This is a genomic window from Bacillus sp. ms-22, assembly GCF_009759805.1.
Lineage (GTDB): Bacteria > Bacillota > Bacilli > Bacillales > Bacillaceae > Bacillus > Bacillus xiamenensis.
In genome coordinates, this window is record NZ_CP046653.1 from 44761 (window position 1) to 63220 (window position 18460).

Here is an 18460-nt window from a genome sequence, read left to right on the forward strand (position 1 = left end):
TTATTATTTATTAGCAGCGATTTCTCTTTGACGAATCACAGTTTTCATGCGTGCGATTGATTTACGCACTTCACGAATGCGAGCAGTGTTTTCAAGCTGCCCAGTCGCTAATTGGAAACGAAGATTGAAAAGTTCTTCTTTAAGAGACTTTACTTTTTGTTCAATTTCAGCAGTGGTAAGGTCACGAATTTCATTAGCTTTCATTTGATTCACCACCAATTTCTTCACGTTTTACGAACTTCGTTTTAATTGGCAATTTGTGAGATGCAAGACGAAGAGCTTCACGAGCCACTTCTTCAGACACACCAGAAATTTCAAATAAAACTTTGCCCGGTTTTACTACAGCTACCCAGCCTTCTGGAGCACCTTTACCGGAACCCATGCGGACCTCTAGAGGTTTAGCTGTGTATGGCTTAGAAGGGAAAATTTTGATCCAAACTTTACCGCCACGTTTCATGTAACGAGTCATAGCAATACGAGCAGCTTCGATTTGACGGTTAGTGATCCATGAAGCTTCAAGAGCTTGGATACCGAACTCACCGAAATGTACTTCAGTGCCGCCTTTTGCACGACCACGCATTTTTCCACGATGTTCTCTGCGATACTTCACGCGTTTTGGCAATAACATATTATTTTCCTCCTTCCGCAGTATTCTTCTTAGTTGGAAGGACTTCTCCACGATAGATCCATACTTTTACGCCAAGCTTACCATAAGTAGTATCAGCTTCAGCAGTAGCATAGTCGATATCAGCACGAAGTGTGTGCAATGGAACAGTACCTTCACTGTAATATTCAGAACGAGCAATATCTGCACCGCCAAGACGACCAGAAACCATTGTTTTGATTCCTTGTGCTCCAGCACGCATTGTGCGTTGGATTGTTTGTTTTTGTGCACGACGGAATGAAATACGATTTTCAAGTTGACGAGCGATGTTTTCAGCAACTAGCTGAGCATCAAGATCTGCTCTCTTGATTTCAAGAATGTTGATGTGTACACGTTTGCCAGTTAGGCTGTTAAGAGCTTTACGAAGTGCTTCAACTTCAGATCCGCCTTTACCAATGACCATACCTGGTTTAGCCGTGTGGATTGTGATATTTACGCGGTTTGCAGCACGTTCGATTTCTACTTTAGAAACAGACGCGTCAGACAAACGCTTGCTGATGAATTCACGGATTTTCAAGTCTTCATGTAAGAAGTCAGCGTAATCTTTTCCTGCGAACCATTTAGATTCCCAATCACGAATGACGCCAATACGAAGACCTACTGGATTTACCTTTTGACCCACGGATTATCCCTCCTTCTTTTCTGATACAACGATTGTAATGTGGCTAGTACGTTTGTTAATTGCGCTCGCACGACCCATAGCACGTGGACGGAATCTCTTAAGTGTTGGACCTTCGTCAACGAATGCTTGAGTAATCACTAGGCTGTTAGCGTCCAACTCGTAGTTGTGCTCAGCGTTTGCGATAGCAGATTTTAATACTTTTTCAATAATTGGTGAAGCAGCCTTAGGTGTAAGGTTTAAGATAGAAACTGCTTCTCCTACTTGCTTACCTCGGATCAGGTCCATTACTAGACGTGCTTTACGAGGAGCAATACGGACTGTTCTTGCGACAGCTTTAGCTTGCATTTAAAAGCCTCCTCTCATTAGCGTCTTGTTTTTTTATCGTCACTAGCATGACCTTTGTAAGTACGGCTTGGTGCGAATTCGCCCAATTTGTGACCTACCATATCTTCAGAAATGAAAACAGGTACATGTTTGCGTCCGTCATAGACAGCGATTGTGTGACCGATGAATTGTGGGAAAATTGTAGAACGACGAGACCAAGTTTTTACGACTTGCTTTTTGTCAGTTTCATTCAATTTCTCGACTTTAGCCATCAAATGATCATCAACAAATGGTCCTTTTTTTAAGCTGCGAGCCATTGTGGAACCTCCCTTCGTGATTGAACTACGGTCCTAAATGAACCGTAGACAACCCCGTTACTTATTTTTACGACGACGTACAATGAATTTATCAGACTTGTTGGTTTTCTTACGAGTCTTGAATCCAAGAGTCGGTTTACCCCATGGAGACATTGGTGATTTACGTCCGATTGGAGCGCGTCCTTCACCACCGCCGTGTGGGTGATCGTTAGGGTTCATTACAGAACCACGAACTGTTGGGCGAACGCCTTTCCAGCGAGAACGTCCAGCTTTACCGATGTTGATTAGTTCGTGTTGTTCGTTTCCAACTTGACCGATAGTCGCACGGCAAGCAGAAAGGATCATGCGAACTTCACCTGAGTTCAAGCGTACAAGAACGTATTTACCTTCTTTACCAAGAACTTGAGCAGAAGTACCAGCAGAACGAACTAATTGTCCACCTTTACCTGGTTTTAATTCAATGTTATGCACAACTGTACCAACTGGGATGTTGATAAGTGGAAGAGCATTACCTGGTTTGATGTCAGATTCTGGTCCAGAAGTGACTTCAGTACCAACTTGAACTCCTTTTGGAGCAAGAATGTAACGCTTCTCACCATCTGCATAGTTTACAAGAGCGATGTTCGCTGAACGGTTTGGATCATACTCGATTGTAGCAACGCGTCCAGGTATACCGTCTTTATCACGCTTAAAGTCGATGATACGGTATTGACGTTTGTGTCCGCCACCTTGATGACGAACAGTTAATTTACCTTGGTTGTTACGTCCGCCTTTTTTGTGAAGCGGCGCAAGCAACGATTTTTCTGGTTTGTCAGTCGTGATTTCAGCAAAATCTGAAGTAGTCATGCCACGACGACCATTACTGGTTGGTTTATACTTTTTAATCGCCATTTTGAATTTCCCTCCTTCTTTTTAAGATTTATGCTTCAAAAATTTCGATTTCTTTGCTGTCAGCAGTTAATTTCACGATCGCTTTTCTGCGACGGCTAGTCATACCAGTGTAGCGTCCAACGCGTTTAGATTTTCCTTTGTAGTTTTGAACGTTGACTTTCTCAACTTTCACTCCAAAGATTTCTTCAACAGCGTCTTTCACTTCTGTTTTGTTAGCTCTGATATCAACTTCGAACGTGTACTTCTTCTCTGTCATTAGATCAGCAGAACGTTCAGTAATGATAGGGCGCTTTAGAACATCACGAGGATCTTTCATTATGCAAGTCCCTCCTCTACTTTTTCAACCGCTGCTTTAGTGATCAGAAGTTTGTCGTGGTTGACAACGTCAAGAACGTTGATACCTTTAGCTTCAACAACTGTTACTCCAGGGATGTTACGAGCAGATAAAGCAACTGTTTCGTTTGCATCCGCAGTGACGATCAACGCTTTCTTCTCAACAGATAATCCCTTAAGGATGCCTGCGAATTCTTTCGTTTTCACTGCATCAAGAGTAAGATCTTCAAGAACGATGATGTTGTTGTCGATTACTTTAGATGACAATACTGACTTGATAGCCAAGCGGCGAACTTTTTTAGGTAATTTATAAGAATAGCTGCGTGGTGTTGGACCGAATACGATACCGCCTCCGCGCCATTGTGGTGAACGGATAGAACCTTGACGAGCACGACCAGTACCCTTCTGTCTCCAAGGCTTACGACCTCCGCCACGTACTTCAGAACGAGTTTTTACTTTGTGAGTTCCTTGACGTAAGGAAGCTCTTTGCATAAGAATAGCATCGAATACTACGCTTTCGTTTGGCTCGATCCCAAACACAGAAGCGTTTAATTCGATTTCACCGTTAGTAGAACCGTTTTGGTTAAATAATGCTACTTTTGGCATGACTTGTTTCCTCCTTTCCTAAGAGAGTTATTTAGATTTAACTGCACTCTTTACAGTTACTAGAGATTTTTTAGCTCCTGGTACGTTACCTTTGATCAAAAGAAGGTTGCGTTCTGCATCCACTTTAACGATCTCAAGGTTTTGGACAGTGATTTGCTCTCCACCCATACGACCTGGAAGAAGTTTACCTTTGAATACACGGTTTGGATCAACAGGTCCCATTGAACCAGGACGACGGTGGTAACGTGAACCGTGAGTCATTGGTCCGCGTGATTGTCCGTGGCGTTTGATAGCCCCTTGGAATCCTTTACCTTTTGATGTTCCTGTTACATCTACGATATCTCCATTTGCGAAAATATCAACTTTGACTTCCTGACCAACTTCATACGCATCTAACTCCACACCGCGTAATTCTTTTACGAAGCGCTTAGGAGCAGTTTCCGCTTTAGCAACGTGGCCCTTCTCTGGTTTGTTAGAAAGCTTTTCACGTTTGTCGTCAAAGCCGATTTGGATTGCTTCATAGCCATCCGTTTCAGCAGTCTTCTTTTGAAGAACAACGTTTGCAGCAGCCTCAACAACAGTTACAGGGATAAGATCACCGTTTTCTGCGAATACTTGCGTCATACCAATTTTTCTACCTAAGATTCCTTTGGTCATTCGTCACACCTCCTATAATATGTGTTTTCTATTTGAATTAAAGTTTGATTTCGATATCTACACCAGATGGTAAATCTAAACGCATAAGTGCATCAACTGTTTGCGGAGTTGGATTCACAATGTCGATTAGACGTTTGTGAGTACGCATCTCAAATTGCTCACGAGAATCTTTGTACTTATGCACCGCACGAAGGATTGTGTAAACTGATTTTTCAGTTGGAAGCGGGATCGGACCAGATACACTAGCACCAGAACGCTTAGCCGTTTCAACAATCTTCTCAGCAGATTGATCAAGAATTCTATGATCATATGCTTTTAAACGAATACGAATTTTTTGTTTTGCCATTATTTTCCCTCCTTTTCGCCTACTTACGTTAGACAGTTCTCCGTGAGAAAAACCTGATCACCTTGCCATGGCAAAGCGGCCGGGTGTGTCAGCAACCTCTCACTTCATCGCAGTCAAAGACCAACATGCACTATTGTACCAAATTGGCCTGTGTGTTGCAATAATAAATCGGATAAATTTATGATTTGCACACTTTTCATATTATACAGGGGTTGAGCCTATAAATCAAGCCTTCCCTGAAGATGATGTATAGCAGTCTTTCTAACGATACGAATAAATTCATCCGGCTCTTCAATATGCGGGGAATGAGCAGATTCTTTAAAGATGAACCATTCTTTTATTGGAGCTTTTAATTGATCAACATATGGTTTTGATACAGCAGCTGGTGTAATCATGTCATGTTCCCCAATGATAAAGTAGCACGGTATTAATATAGAAGAAACTCGGTATTGAATCCTCTCATTCATCAGCTGATCCCACAGTTTGACTTGGCTATACTTCTGCCCTTTAAGGAATTTCCACTTGTCTTTCAGCTGATAATGCTTACTACGGAGAAAAGCATGCGCCATTTGAAAAAGCGGCTTCCACCTATGCGTGAGTCCCACTTTTGCAATCTCTTTATATAGAGAGAACAAAGCATGAGCAGAGGTTCGTTTCCATGGAGGTGGTGTAAGTAATTGCAGACAACGTGTGAAGAGTCGATTGCGATGGTATTTTTTGAGAAGAAGTTCATACGACACAATATCTTCTTTTAATACATCGACCACCTGACTAATTCCATAGTACGCATGATACAGGTCAGGACGTTTATGTACTGCTTGTATGCCTATTAATGATCCCCATGAATAACCTGCAATGTATACCTTCGTTTTGCCAGTATAGGAGAGCAGTTTTTCTGTGAGCTCAATCGTATCCTCTACAAATTGCTGTATGGTCATCGACGAATCAGAAATATTTTTTTGATAAGACAGTCCTGCACCACGTTGATCCCAATGCACGACGGTAAAATCTTGATCAAGTTCCTTATGAAAGGAATCAATATAACTGATTTGAGCTGAGCCGGGCCCACCGTGTAAAAATAATAGAACGGGCTTTGTTTTTGAATGATCCTCTTTTATCATAATCCATTGCTCAAGCCCGCCAATCATCCATTTTTTTAAATTTGTCTTCGCCATTCCAGTGATCCTCTCGGTTCCATTTAGATTCTATAGCTTATAGTAGCCGTTCTGCTCTGGAAAAGCAAAAAAAGAGACCCTTTTGCAAGGAGTCTCTTTTATAAGTTTATTACTTAATGATAGTAGAAACGACGCCAGAACCTACAGTACGTCCACCCTCACGGATAGAGAAACGAGTTCCTTCTTCGATAGCGATAGTAGAGATAAGTTCAACTTCCATCTCAGTGTTATCGCCAGGCATTACCATTTCAGTACCTTCTGGAAGATGTACGATACCAGTTACGTCAGTTGTACGGAAGTAGAACTGCGGACGGTAGTTAGTGAAGAATGGAGTATGACGTCCACCTTCTTCTTTAGAAAGTACATAAACTTCAGCTTTGAAACGGCTATGTGGAGTGATTGTACCTGGTTTAGCAAGTACTTGACCACGTTGGATTTCTTCACGAGATACACCACGAAGTAGTGCACCAATGTTGTCACCAGCTTCAGCATAGTCAAGAAGCTTACGGAACATTTCAACACCTGTAACAGTTGTTTTACCGTTTTCTTCTTGAAGACCGATGATTTCAACTTCGTCACCGACTTTAACTTGTCCACGCTCAACACGACCAGTAGCAACTGTTCCACGACCAGTGATTGAGAATACGTCCTCAACTGGCATCATGAATGGCTTATCAGTGTCACGCTCTGGAGTTGGGATGTACTCATCAACCGCATCCATAAGTTCGAGGATTTTCGCTTCGTACTCAGCATCTCCTTCAAGAGCTTTAAGAGCAGAACCTTTGATAACTGGTACATCGTCACCAGGGAAGTCATAGTCAGAAAGAAGGTCACGAACTTCCATTTCAACAAGTTCAAGTAGTTCTTCATCGTCAACCATGTCACATTTGTTAAGGAATACTACGATGTAAGGAACACCTACGTTACGAGAAAGTAGGATGTGCTCACGAGTTTGTGGCATTGGACCGTCAGCAGCAGATACTACTAAGATCGCGCCGTCCATTTGAGCAGCACCAGTGATCATGTTTTTAACGTAGTCAGCGTGTCCCGGGCAGTCTACGTGTGCATAGTGACGAGAATCAGTTTCATACTCAACGTGTGCAGTTGAGATTGTGATTCCACGCTCGCGCTCTTCTGGAGCACCATCGATTTGGTCATAAGCCATAGCCGTACCTTTACCAGATTTCTTATGAAGAACTGTTGAGATAGCAGCAGTTAGAGTTGTTTTACCATGGTCAACGTGTCCAATTGTACCAATGTTAGCATGCGATTTGGAACGGTCGAATTTTTCTTTAGCCATTCTAAAAATCCTCCTTAAAGGTTCATTGTATTTGGTATAAGTGATAGAAAGTGAAAAGTTACCTCTCACTTTCTGATCTTCAATAGTAGTTATACTTTAGTTTAAAGGCAAAATCAATTATTCACCTTTATTTTTTTTGATGATTTCTTCACTGATGCTCTTAGGCACTTCTTCGTAGTGATCCATGTGCATAGTGAAAGTACCGCGTCCTTGTGTGTTAGAACGGAGTGCAGTTGCATATCCGAACATTTCAGAAAGTGGAACCATCGCGCGAACAACTTGAGCGTTACCGCGTGCTTCCATACCTTCTACACGTCCACGACGAGATGTGATATCACCCATGATGTCTCCCATGTATTCTTCTGGGATAACGACTTCTACTTTCATCATTGGCTCAAGTAGAACTGGGTTACATTTGCTGGCAGCATTTTTCAATGCCATAGATGCAGCAATTTTGAACGCCATTTCGTTAGAGTCAACATCGTGGTAAGATCCATCAAATAATTTTGCTTTGATGTCGATTAATGGGAATCCAGCTAATACACCATTTTCAAGTGAATCTTCAAGACCTGCTTGAATAGCTGGGATGTATTCACGAGGAACAACCCCACCGACGATTGCATTTTCAAATTCAAAGCCTGCGCCTTCTTCGTTTGGTTCGAATTCGATCCAAACGTGTCCGAACTGACCGCGTCCACCAGACTGACGTACGAATTTACCTTCAACTTTTGCACCAGTACGGAATGTTTCACGGTACGCAACTTGAGGAGCTCCTACGTTAGCTTCAACCTTGAACTCACGCTTCATACGGTCAACAATGATATCAAGGTGAAGCTCACCCATACCAGAGATGATCGTTTGACCAGTTTCAGGGTTTGTTTGTGTACGGAATGTTGGATCCTCTTCAGCTAGTTTAGCTAAAGCGATACTCATTTTATCTTGGTCAGCCTTAGATTTAGGCTCGATTGCTACATCGATAACTGGCTCTGGGAATTCCATAGACTCAAGGATAACGAGATTTTTCTCGTCACAAAGAGTATCACCAGTAGATGTATCTTTAAGACCTACAGCTGCTGCGATATCCCCTGCGTATACAGTAGAGATTTCTTCACGGCTGTTTGCGTGCATTTGAAGGATACGTCCAACACGCTCACGCTTGTTCTTAGAAGAGTTCTTCACGTAAGAACCAGAATCAAGTGTTCCAGAGTATACGCGGAAGAATGTTAGTTTCCCAACATAAGGGTCAGTCATAACTTTAAATGCAAGTGCAGAGAATGGTGCGTCGTCAGAAGACTCACGTACTACCTCTTCATTTGTATCTGGCAGGATACCTTTGATTGCAGCAACATCAGTTGGTGCAGGAAGGTAGTCAAGCACAGCGTCAAGTACAAGCTGAACACCTTTGTTTTTGAAAGCAGATCCAACAAGAACTGGGAAGAATTCAACATTCAACGTTCCTTTACGGATGGCAGCTTTCAATTCAGGAATTGTAATTTCTTCACCCTCAAGGTATTTTTCCATAAGCTCTTCATCAAGCTCAGCGACAGCTTCAATTAGGCTGTTGCGAAGCTCTTCAGCTTTGTCTTTATACTCAGCAGGGATTTCTTTCGCATCAGAGCGAGTTCCAAGGTCATCTTCGTAGAAGTATGCTACGTTTTCTACAAGGTCGATGATTCCTTCGAATTGATCTTCAGCACCGATCGGCAATTGAATTGCATGAGCGTTCGCTTGAAGACGATCTCTTAATGTACCTACAGAGTAAAGGAAGTCCGCACCTGTTTTATCCATTTTGTTAACGAATACGATACGAGGTACTCCGTAAGTTGTTGCTTGGCGCCAAACTGTTTCAGTTTGTGGCTCTACACCTGATTGTGCATCAAGAACAGCAACCGCACCATCAAGTACACGTAAAGAACGTTCAACTTCAACAGTGAAGTCTACGTGTCCTGGTGTATCAATGATGTTTACACGGTAACCTTTCCATTGTGCTGTAGTAGCAGCAGAAGTGATTGTAATACCACGTTCTTGCTCCTGCTCCATCCAGTCCATTTGTGAAGCTCCTTCGTGAGTTTCACCAATTTTATGGATACGACCAGTGTAGTACAAGATACGCTCAGTCGTTGTCGTTTTACCGGCATCAATGTGCGCCATGATACCAATATTACGAGTTTTGTCTAAGGAGAACTCTCTTGCCATTGGGTAATTTCTCCTTCCTTATTAGGGAATAGTTTTTTTAGTTTGGTATAAATCCTACCAGCGGTAGTGAGCGAATGCTTTGTTCGCTTCTGCCATTTTGTGTGTATCTTCACGTTTCTTAACAGCAGCACCAGTGTTGTTAGCTGCGTCAAGGATTTCGTTAGCAAGACGCTCTTCCATCGTTTTTTCTCCACGAAGACGAGCGTAGTTTACTAACCAACGAAGACCTAAAGTTGTACGACGGTCTGGGCGAACTTCTACAGGAACTTGGTAGTTAGCTCCACCTACACGACGTGCTTTAACTTCAAGAACTGGCATGATGTTTTTCAAGGCTTGTTCGAAAACCTCCATCGCTTCATTACCAGTACGTTCTTTGATGATATCAAATGACTTGTAGAGGATTGTTTGAGCTTTTCCTCTTTTACCGTCGATCATCATTTTGTTGATCAAACGAGATACAAGTTTAGAATTGTAAATTGGATCTGGCAAAACGTCTCTTTTTGCTACAGGACCTTTACGTGGCATCTGAATAGCCTCCCTTCTCTTTTAAAAGGATTTCTATCTGTCTTTCATCTCAGTTTCATTGTCAGTTAATAGACTCCACTGATCTGACATCAACTTCTAAAAACCCTTATGTTTGTTTATATTATTTGCTTTGTTTAGGGCGTTTTGTTCCGTATTTAGAACGTCCTTGCATACGACCGTCAACTCCGGCAGTATCAAGCGCACCACGAACGATGTGGTAACGTACACCCGGTAAGTCTTTTACACGTCCGCCACGGATAAGTACTACACTGTGCTCTTGTAGGTTGTGTCCGATACCAGGAATGTAAGCTGTTACTTCAATCAGGTTAGATAAACGTACACGAGCATATTTACGTAGTGCTGAGTTTGGTTTCTTCGGTGTCATTGTACCGACACGAGTACAAACCCCGCGCTTCTGTGGAGATGTTACGTTAGTGTGCTCTTTTTTGAAACTGTTGTATCCTTTGTTAAGTGCAGGAGACTTTGAGTTTTCAACTTTACTCACGCGTCCTTTGCGTACTAGCTGATTAATTGTAGGCATGTTGTTATTCCTCCCTTCATTACTTTTTTTATAACCCACATACCCAGGTGGTTCATCAAAAGGCAAAAAACAATGCTTTTGCATTTTAGGCATGCAAAAACAAAACAAGTACGTTATAACATAATGGCAACAGCTGCTGCCCCAACTTCAATTCCGCAGGCTTTGCCGAGCTTTTTCATGGAATCTACCACTAAAATGTCTACACCCTTCTCTTGCGCTAGTTTTATTACACCAGCTGTTAAAGCAGGATCAGCATCTTTCGCTACGACAATTTCCTTCACCGAATCTCGTTTTAGAGCTTTTACTGTTTGCTTCGTACCAATAATAATGGATTGAGCCTGTGATACTTTATCATAAGACATCGAATATCCTCCAAAGTAACAGGTTTTATTTTGAGCACCTTGGTTATATTATCATCATGGCAGAAGGATGTCAATATCGTATAACAGATAATCTTGACATCCTTCACCATTTTTTGATGATTTTTATAGAAATCTTAAGAGAAAGATTACTCTACAGGAACCATGTCGTCAGACGGTTGCACTTGCGAAACCGGCTTAACTTTACGGTAGTTTGGCATTCCCGTTCCAGCAGGAACAAGTTTACCGATGATAACATTCTCTTTCAAGCCAAGCAGTTCATCACGTTTTCCTTTAATCGCCGCATCTGTTAGGACACGAGTCGTTTCTTGGAAGGATGCCGCAGACAAGAATGAGTCTGTTTCAAGCGATGCTTTTGTAATACCAAGAAGAACTGGACGGCCTGTTGCAGGACGTTTGCCTTCAAATAGTACCTTTTTGTTCGCTTCAGTGAATTGGTGTACATCAAGAAGTGTGCCTGGCAATACGTCTGTATCCCCTGCATCAGCGACACGCACTTTACGAAGCATTTGGCGAACCATTACCTCTACGTGCTTATCTCCAATTTCTACCCCTTGCATACGGTATACCTTTTGTACTTCATGAAGCAGATATTCTTGAACAGCTGTCATGTCAGTCACTTTAAGAAGTTCTTTCGGATCGATTGAGCCTTCTGTCAGTACTTGACCACGAGTGACTTTGTCACCTTCAACAACTTTCAGACGTGCATTGTAAGGAGCTGTGTAAGAACGAGTTTCAACTTCGCCTTGAACCACAATTTCCTGCTGCTTGTCACGAACATCGTTAATTTCAGCAACGACACCATCAATTTCAGAGATGGTTGCCTGCCCTTTCGGATTACGCGCTTCAAATAGCTCTTGGATACGAGGTAAACCTTGTGTGATATCGTCTCCTGCTACCCCACCAGTATGGAACGTACGCATTGTAAGCTGTGTTCCAGGTTCACCGATTGATTGTGCAGCGATGATTCCAACTGCTTCACCAACTTCAACGTCAGTACCAGTTGCAAGGTTACGGCCGTAGCATCGTTTACATACACCATGAGGCGTGTTACATGTAAATGCAGAACGAATCCATACTTCCTCAATACCTGCTTCGACTATTTCAAGTGCTTTATCTTCATCAATTAGTTCGTTTTCGCCAACAATGACTTCGCCCGTTTCAGGATGAACAATTGGTTTTCTTGCAAATCGTCCGATGAGACGTTCTTCAAGTTTCTCAATAATTTCATTTCCTTCTTTAATGGACTTCGCCAAGATTCCGCGGTCTGTACCGCAATCTGTTTCACGGATAATGACATCCTGTGCAACGTCAACGAGACGACGCGTGAGGTAACCTGAGTCAGCTGTTTTAAGGGCTGTATCGGCAAGACCTTTACGCGCTCCGTGAGTGGAAATAAAGTATTCCAATACGGTTAAACCTTCACGGAAACTAGATTTAATCGGAAGTTCAATGATACGTCCAGCCGGGTTAGCCATCAGACCACGCATACCAGCCAGCTGAGTGAAGTTAGATGCGTTACCACGCGCTCCAGAGTCACTCATCATGTAGATCGGGTTGACTTCATCAAGGGACTTCATCAGTTTACCTTGGATGACATCTTTAGAAGAACTCCAGATTGAAATCACTCTCTCATAACGCTCTTCTTCTGTAATCAAACCACGTCTGAATTGCTTCATGACGTTATCTACTTTCGCTTGTGCTTCTTCAAGGATTTGCTGTTTATCATCTAATACGACGATATCAGATACACCAACCGTAATACCGGCTTTAGTAGAATATTTGAAACCGAGATTTTTCATGCGGTCAAGCATTTTAGATGTCTCAGTGATATGGAATCTCTTAAAGATTTCCGCAATGATTTTTCCTAAAATACCTTTTTTGAACGGCGCATTGATTTCTTGCTTCTCGATCGCAGCTTTGACATCCTCACCTTTTTCAAGGAAGAAACGATCAGGCGTTTTTTCTTCAATATTGCTCTTAGTCGGCTCATTCATGTATGGGAATGATTCCGGTAAAATTTCGTTAAAGATCAGTTTTCCAACTGTTGTAATCAACAATTTAGAACGCTGTTCATCAGTGAATGTGACATTCTTCAACGAGCTAGCTGCAACAGCTACACGTGTATGAAGATGTACATATCCATTTTGATAGGCTAGAAGGGCTTCGTCAGTATCTTTGAAGACCATACCTTCTCCGATAGCACCTTTACGCTCAAGTGTGAGGTAGTAGTTACCAAGCACCATATCCTGAGATGGCGTAACAACAGGTTTTCCATCTTTCGGGTTCAAAATGTTTTGAGCAGCAAGCATTAAGATACGAGCTTCAGCTTGAGCTTCAGCAGATAATGGTACGTGAACCGCCATTTGGTCACCGTCAAAGTCAGCGTTGTAGGCTGTACATACAAGTGGATGCAGACGAATTGCGCGGCCTTCCACAAGTGTAGGTTCAAACGCTTGAATACCAAGTCTGTGAAGAGTTGGTGCGCGGTTTAGTAAGACTGGATGCTCACGAATCACTGATTCTAAAACATCCCAAACTTCCGGCTGCACACGCTCAATCTTACGCTTCGCACTCTTAATGTTGTGAGCTAATCCTTTTTCAACAAGCTCCTTCATCACGAATGGTTTAAATAATTCAAGAGCCATTTCTTTCGGAAGTCCACACTGATACATTTTCAAATGTGGTCCTACGACGATAACGGAACGTCCAGAATAGTCAACACGTTTACCAAGCAAGTTTTGACGGAAACGTCCTTGTTTCCCTTTCAGCATGTGAGAAAGAGATTTCAATGGTCTATTTCCTGGTCCTGTTACTGGTCGGCCTCTACGTCCATTATCAATCAAGGCATCGACAGCTTCTTGAAGCATACGCTTCTCGTTCTGTACGATGATGCTTGGCGCGCCAAGATCTAATAAACGCTTCAGACGATTGTTACGGTTAATGACACGACGATAAAGGTCGTTCAGGTCAGAAGTAGCAAAACGTCCACCATCAAGCTGAACCATTGGACGTAATTCTGGTGGAATCACCGGAAGTACATCAAGGATCATCCAAGATGGCTTATTTCCTGAGTTACGGAAGGCTTCCAACACTTCAAGGCGTTTGATCGCACGTGTACGACGCTGTCCTTGAGCTGTTTTCAGCTCTTCTTTGAGTGTATCTACTTCTTTCACAAGATCAATGTCTTGAAGAAGTTTGTTAATCGCTTCTGCGCCCATAGCTGCTTGGAACGTATTACCGTATTTATCTAAATAAGCACGGAATTCTTTCTCAGAAAGAAGTTGTTTCTTCTCAAGCGGAGTGTTGCCCGGATCTGTCACGACGTAAGAAGCGAAGTAAATCACTTCTTCTAACGCACGTGGTGACATATCAAGAACAAGACCCATACGGCTTGGGATACCTTTGAAATACCAAATATGGGAAACTGGGGCAGCCAGTTCAATATGCCCCATTCTCTCACGACGGACTTTTGCCCGTGTTACTTCTACACCACAACGGTCACATACAACACCCTTATAACGAACGCGTTTATACTTTCCACAATGACATTCCCAGTCTTTTTGCGGTCCGAAGATACGTTCACAAAAGAGACCATCTTTTTCAGGTTTCAGTGTACGATAGTTAATCGTTTCAGGCTTTTTCACTTCACCAAAAGACCAAGAACGGATTTTATCAGGTGATGCGAGACCGATGTTCATATACTCAAAATTGTTCACATCTAGCAAGGGGCCTACCTCCCTTTTAATCTTCGGGTTATACCCTAGTCACTTGCTCTAATCGTTTCTGCTATTCTTTTGTGACTGCGTCACGTTCAAGATCGACAGGTGCGAGGTCTGCAGCATCTTCGTCATTAGATAACGCTAATCCGTCTGCTTTCTTCGTTTCCTCATCGTCTTCTAAATCTCTCATTTCTATCTCTTCTTCATCGCCAGATAGGATTTTCACATCCATACCTAAACTTTGAAGTTCTTTAATTAATACTTTGAATGATTCAGGGACACCTGGTTCAGGTACGTTATCCCCTTTGACGATGGCTTCGTATGTTTTCACACGACCCACAACGTCATCCGATTTAACAGTTAAGATCTCTTGAAGTGTGTATGCTGCACCGTAAGCTTCAAGTGCCCATACTTCCATCTCTCCGAAACGCTGTCCGCCAAACTGTGCTTTACCACCAAGTGGCTGCTGCGTAACAAGTGAGTATGGTCCAGTTGAACGTGCGTGAAGTTTATCGTCAACCATGTGAGCCAGTTTGATCATATACATGATTCCGACAGATACACGGTTGTCGAATGGTTCACCAGTTCGACCATCATAAAGGACTGTTTTCGCATCACGGGACATACCTGCTTCTTCAAGCGTTTCCCACACATCTTCCTCACGAGCACCATCAAATACTGGTGACGCAATGTGGATGCCTAGGTAACGTGCAGCCATACCCATATGAAGCTCAAGTACCTGACCGATATTCATACGAGATGGTACCCCTAGAGGGTTTAACATGATATCAATCGGTGTTCCATCTGGAAGATACGGCATATCTTCTTCTGGAAGGATTTTAGAGATAACCCCTTTGTTACCATGTCGTCCGGCCATTTTGTCACCTTCAGAAATTTTACGCTTCTGAACGATGTATACGCGGACTAACTGGTTTACACCTGGAGGTAATTCATCTCCATCTTCACGGTTAAAGACTTTGACATCGTGAATGATTCCGCCGCCGCCGTGTGGTACACGTAGAGACGTATCACGCACTTCACGAGCCTTTTCACCGAAGATTGCATGTAATAGACGTTCTTCAGCTGTCAGTTCTGTTACACCTTTAGGCGTTACTTTCCCTACAAGAAGGTCTCCGTCTTTTACTTCTGCACCAATACGGATAATTCCACGTTCGTCAAGGTTGCGTAAAGCATCTTCCCCAACGTTTGGAATATCACGCGTAATTTCTTCTGGTCCAAGCTTTGTATCACGAGCTTCTGATTCATATTCTTCAATATGAATAGACGTGTAGACGTCATCTTTTACAAGGCGCTCACTCATAATGATCGCATCCTCATAGTTGTAACCGTCCCAAGTCATGAAGCCGACCATGACGTTACGTCCTAGAGCCAATTCACCTTTTTCCATAGAAGGACCGTCTGCAAGGATTTCTCCTTTCACGACCTCATCTCCAACACTTACGATTGGACGCTGGTTGTAGCAAGTCCCTTGGTTAGAGCGGACAAATTTCAGCAAGCTGTATTTGTCTAGGTTTCCTTTGACTTTTTGTCCGTCAACATCTTCATAACGGCGAACCCAAATATTCTTCGCTTCAACACGTTCTACGACACCTGGGTAACGGCAGATAACAGCAGCACCAGAGTCTTTACCTGATACATACTCCATACCTGTACCAACAATCGGTGATTCCGGCTGCATCAAAGGCACAGCCTGACGTTGCATGTTCGCTCCCATTAGAGCACGGTTAGAGTCATCGTTTTCTAAGAATGGGATACATGCTGTCGCTGCAGAAACAACCTGCTTAGGCGAAACGTCCATGTAGTCAACGCGGTTTCGAGGCACAACGGTGTTTTCCCCTCTGAAACGAGCGATAATGTTATCATCGATAAACGAACCATCTTCAGCTAACTGAGCGTTCGCTTGTGCTACAACGTAGTTATCCTCTTCATCAGCAGTTAAGTAATCAATTCTCGGTGTCACTTTACCTGTTTCAGGGTCAACCCGGCGGTAAGGTGTTTCAATAAAGCCAAAACGATTCACTTTCGCAAATGAAGATAGAGAGTTGATCAAACCAATGTTTGGACCCTCTGGTGTTTCAATTGGACACATACGGCCATAGTGAGAATAGTGAACGTCACGAACTTCCATTCCTGCACGCTCACGTGTCAAACCACCCGGTCCAAGCGCTGACAGACGACGTTTGTGCGTCAATTCAGCAAGCGGGTTTGTTTGATCCATGAACTGAGAAAGCTGAGAGCTACCAAAGAACTCTTTGATAGAAGCGATCACAGGACGAATGTTGATCAGCTGCTGAGGCGTGATCGTGTTTGTGTCTTGAATTGACATTCTTTCACGAACAACACGCTCCATTCTGCTTAAACCAATACGGAATTGGTTTTGCAGAAGCTCACCTACAGAACGCAGACGACGATTACCAAGGTGATCGATATCATCTGTGTCACCTACTCCATGAAGAAGGTTAAAGAAGTAGCTGATCGATGCAATGATGTCAGAAGGCGTGATATTTTTCACAGTTTCCTCTACATATGCATTTCCGATCACGTTGATCACTTGTTCGCCTTCTTGATCAGTCGGTGCATAAATCTTGATAGATTGAAGTTCTACTTCATCCTCTACTACGCCGCCATTCGGATATAGCTTTCTAAATCCGATGCCGTTTTCTAAGTATGGAAGAACTTTATCAAGCACTCTTCTATCTAAAATTTGACCTTTTTCTGCTAGGATTTCACCTGTTTCAGGATCAACTAGCGTTTCAGCCAATTTTTGATTGAATAGTCTATTTTTAATATGAAGCTTCTTATTAATCTTGTAGCGTCCAACATTTGCTAGGTCATATCTCTTCGGATCAAAGAAGCGAGAGTCTAGCAAGCTTTTCGCATTTTCAACAGTTGGCGGCTCTCCAGGACGAAGACGCTCGTAGATTTCGAGAAGGGCTTTATCGGCATTCTCTGTATTGTCTTTTTCCAACGTGTTGCGTAAGTATTCATTCTCGCCAATGAGGTCAAGAATCTCTTGATCAGAGCTAAAGCCGAGAGCACGCAAAAGAACCGTAACCGGCAACTTACGTGTGCGATCGATGCGTACATAGACTACATCCTTCGCATCAGTTTCGTATTCTAACCATGCGCCACGGTTTGGAATGACAGTCGCAGTAAAACCTTTTTTACCGTTTTTGTCTACTTTACCACTGAAATATACACTTGGAGAACGTACTAACTGAGAAACGATTACACGTTCCGCACCATTAATAATAAAAGTACCTGTGTCAGTCATGATTGGGAAATCACCCATAAACACATCTTGGTCTTTTACTTCTCCAGTTTCTTTGTTAATTAAACGAACTTTTACTCTTAGTGGAGCAGAGTAAGTTACATCACGTTCTTTTGATTCTGCTACAGGATACTTAGGATCCCCTAGGCTGTAATCAATGAATTCAAGAGAAAGGTTACCAGTAAAATCCTCAATTGGGGATATATCTTGAAACATCTCTCTAAGACCCTCATCAAGAAACCACTGATAAGAAGAGGTTTGAATTTCAATGAGATTTGGTAATTCTAACACTTCGCTTATGCGTGCGTAGCTTCTGCGCTGGCGGTGTCGTCCATACTGAACTAGTTGACCTGTCAACTGATTCACCCCTCAAATCATGCGTATTATATGTGTAAAAAGTATTTCTGTCTTTCAAATGTCAGTAAAGAAATACTTTTACAAGACAAAAGAAAAAAGGGTTTCTAAAATAAGAAAACCACATCCAAAAACAAATACCGATTTTATTAGTTTTCCCAAGTATGCATAATTTATACAAAATAGTTGTTTTTTAAGCCTATCAAGCAAAATAT

18 protein-coding genes are annotated in these 18460 nt (G+C 42.5%); all 18 read right to left on the minus strand.

Annotated elements, in window-relative coordinates; genetic code table 11:
- Positions 1 to 3 precede the first annotated feature (3 nt).
- The 18 genes from rpmC to rpoB all read right to left on the minus strand — a co-directional run bounded on the left by rpmC (position 4) and on the right by rpoB (position 18248).
- Complete coding sequence (rpmC, locus tag GPA07_RS00295; protein WP_003217155.1) at positions 4 to 204, minus strand: 50S ribosomal protein L29; 201 nt, start codon at positions 202 to 204, stop codon at positions 4 to 6.
- Positions 194 to 628: a 50S ribosomal protein L16 gene (gene rplP / locus GPA07_RS00300; RefSeq protein ID WP_003225801.1), complete on the minus strand. Its 435-nt coding sequence runs from the start codon at positions 626 to 628 to the stop codon at positions 194 to 196. The genes rpmC and rplP overlap by 11 nt, the downstream gene beginning before the upstream one ends.
- 1 nt (position 629) lies before the next feature.
- Positions 630 to 1286 (minus strand): 30S ribosomal protein S3, encoded by a 657-nt coding sequence (gene rpsC / locus GPA07_RS00305; RefSeq protein ID WP_003217241.1) that lies wholly within the window; start codon positions 1284 to 1286, stop codon positions 630 to 632.
- A gap of 3 nt (positions 1287 to 1289) precedes the next feature.
- Positions 1290 to 1631, minus strand: a complete 342-nt coding sequence (rplV, locus tag GPA07_RS00310) for a 50S ribosomal protein L22 (protein WP_007496316.1) — start codon at positions 1629 to 1631, stop codon at positions 1290 to 1292.
- A gap of 17 nt (positions 1632 to 1648) precedes the next feature.
- On the minus strand, positions 1649 to 1927 hold the full coding sequence (rpsS, locus tag GPA07_RS00315) for a 30S ribosomal protein S19 (RefSeq protein ID WP_003216920.1): 279 nt from the start codon (positions 1925 to 1927) through the stop codon (positions 1649 to 1651).
- Positions 1928 to 1984: 57 nt separating this feature from the next.
- Positions 1985 to 2818 (minus strand): 50S ribosomal protein L2, encoded by an 834-nt coding sequence (gene rplB / locus GPA07_RS00320; protein ID WP_008356534.1) that lies wholly within the window; start codon positions 2816 to 2818, stop codon positions 1985 to 1987.
- A 28-nt stretch (positions 2819 to 2846) separates the two neighbouring features.
- A complete protein-coding gene (gene rplW, locus GPA07_RS00325; protein WP_008356532.1) occupies positions 2847 to 3134 on the minus strand; it encodes a 50S ribosomal protein L23 in 288 nt (95 codons plus the stop codon).
- The gene (rplD, locus tag GPA07_RS00330) at positions 3134 to 3757 is read right to left on the minus strand and encodes a 50S ribosomal protein L4 (protein WP_099679362.1); all 624 of its coding nucleotides are present in this window, start codon (positions 3755 to 3757) and stop codon (positions 3134 to 3136) included. The genes rplW and rplD overlap by 1 nt, the downstream gene beginning before the upstream one ends.
- Positions 3758 to 3784: 27 nt before the next feature.
- On the minus strand, positions 3785 to 4414 hold the full coding sequence (gene rplC / locus GPA07_RS00335) for a 50S ribosomal protein L3 (protein ID WP_008356528.1): 630 nt from the start codon (positions 4412 to 4414) through the stop codon (positions 3785 to 3787).
- Between the two features lie 37 nt (positions 4415 to 4451).
- Positions 4452 to 4760, minus strand: coding sequence for a 30S ribosomal protein S10 (rpsJ, locus tag GPA07_RS00340; protein WP_003156464.1), 309 nt, complete (start codon positions 4758 to 4760; stop codon positions 4452 to 4454).
- Between the two features lie 218 nt (positions 4761 to 4978).
- Positions 4979 to 5935, minus strand: coding sequence for an alpha/beta fold hydrolase (locus tag GPA07_RS00345; protein WP_157291860.1), 957 nt, complete (start codon positions 5933 to 5935; stop codon positions 4979 to 4981).
- A 109-nt stretch (positions 5936 to 6044) separates the two neighbouring features.
- Entirely contained in the window at positions 6045 to 7235 is a 1191-nt protein-coding gene (tuf, locus tag GPA07_RS00350; protein WP_008356525.1) for an elongation factor Tu, read from the minus strand.
- Between the two features lie 117 nt (positions 7236 to 7352).
- Positions 7353 to 9431, minus strand: a complete 2079-nt coding sequence (gene fusA / locus GPA07_RS00355) for an elongation factor G (protein WP_008356523.1) — start codon at positions 9429 to 9431, stop codon at positions 7353 to 7355.
- A gap of 54 nt (positions 9432 to 9485) precedes the next feature.
- Positions 9486 to 9956, minus strand: a complete 471-nt coding sequence (gene rpsG, locus GPA07_RS00360) for a 30S ribosomal protein S7 (RefSeq protein WP_008356520.1) — start codon at positions 9954 to 9956, stop codon at positions 9486 to 9488.
- Between the two features lie 121 nt (positions 9957 to 10077).
- Positions 10078 to 10497, minus strand: coding sequence for a 30S ribosomal protein S12 (gene rpsL, locus GPA07_RS00365; RefSeq protein ID WP_008356518.1), 420 nt, complete (start codon positions 10495 to 10497; stop codon positions 10078 to 10080).
- A 113-nt stretch (positions 10498 to 10610) separates the two neighbouring features.
- Positions 10611 to 10859, minus strand: coding sequence for a 50S ribosomal protein L7ae-like protein (locus tag GPA07_RS00370; protein ID WP_008356515.1), 249 nt, complete (start codon positions 10857 to 10859; stop codon positions 10611 to 10613).
- 146 nt (positions 10860 to 11005) lie between these two features.
- Positions 11006 to 14605, minus strand: a complete 3600-nt coding sequence (gene rpoC / locus GPA07_RS00375) for a DNA-directed RNA polymerase subunit beta' (protein WP_008356513.1) — start codon at positions 14603 to 14605, stop codon at positions 11006 to 11008.
- A 61-nt stretch (positions 14606 to 14666) separates the two neighbouring features.
- A complete protein-coding gene (rpoB, locus tag GPA07_RS00380; RefSeq protein ID WP_157291861.1) occupies positions 14667 to 18248 on the minus strand; it encodes a DNA-directed RNA polymerase subunit beta in 3582 nt (1193 codons plus the stop codon).
- Between the last annotated feature and the right edge of the window lie 212 nt (positions 18249 to 18460).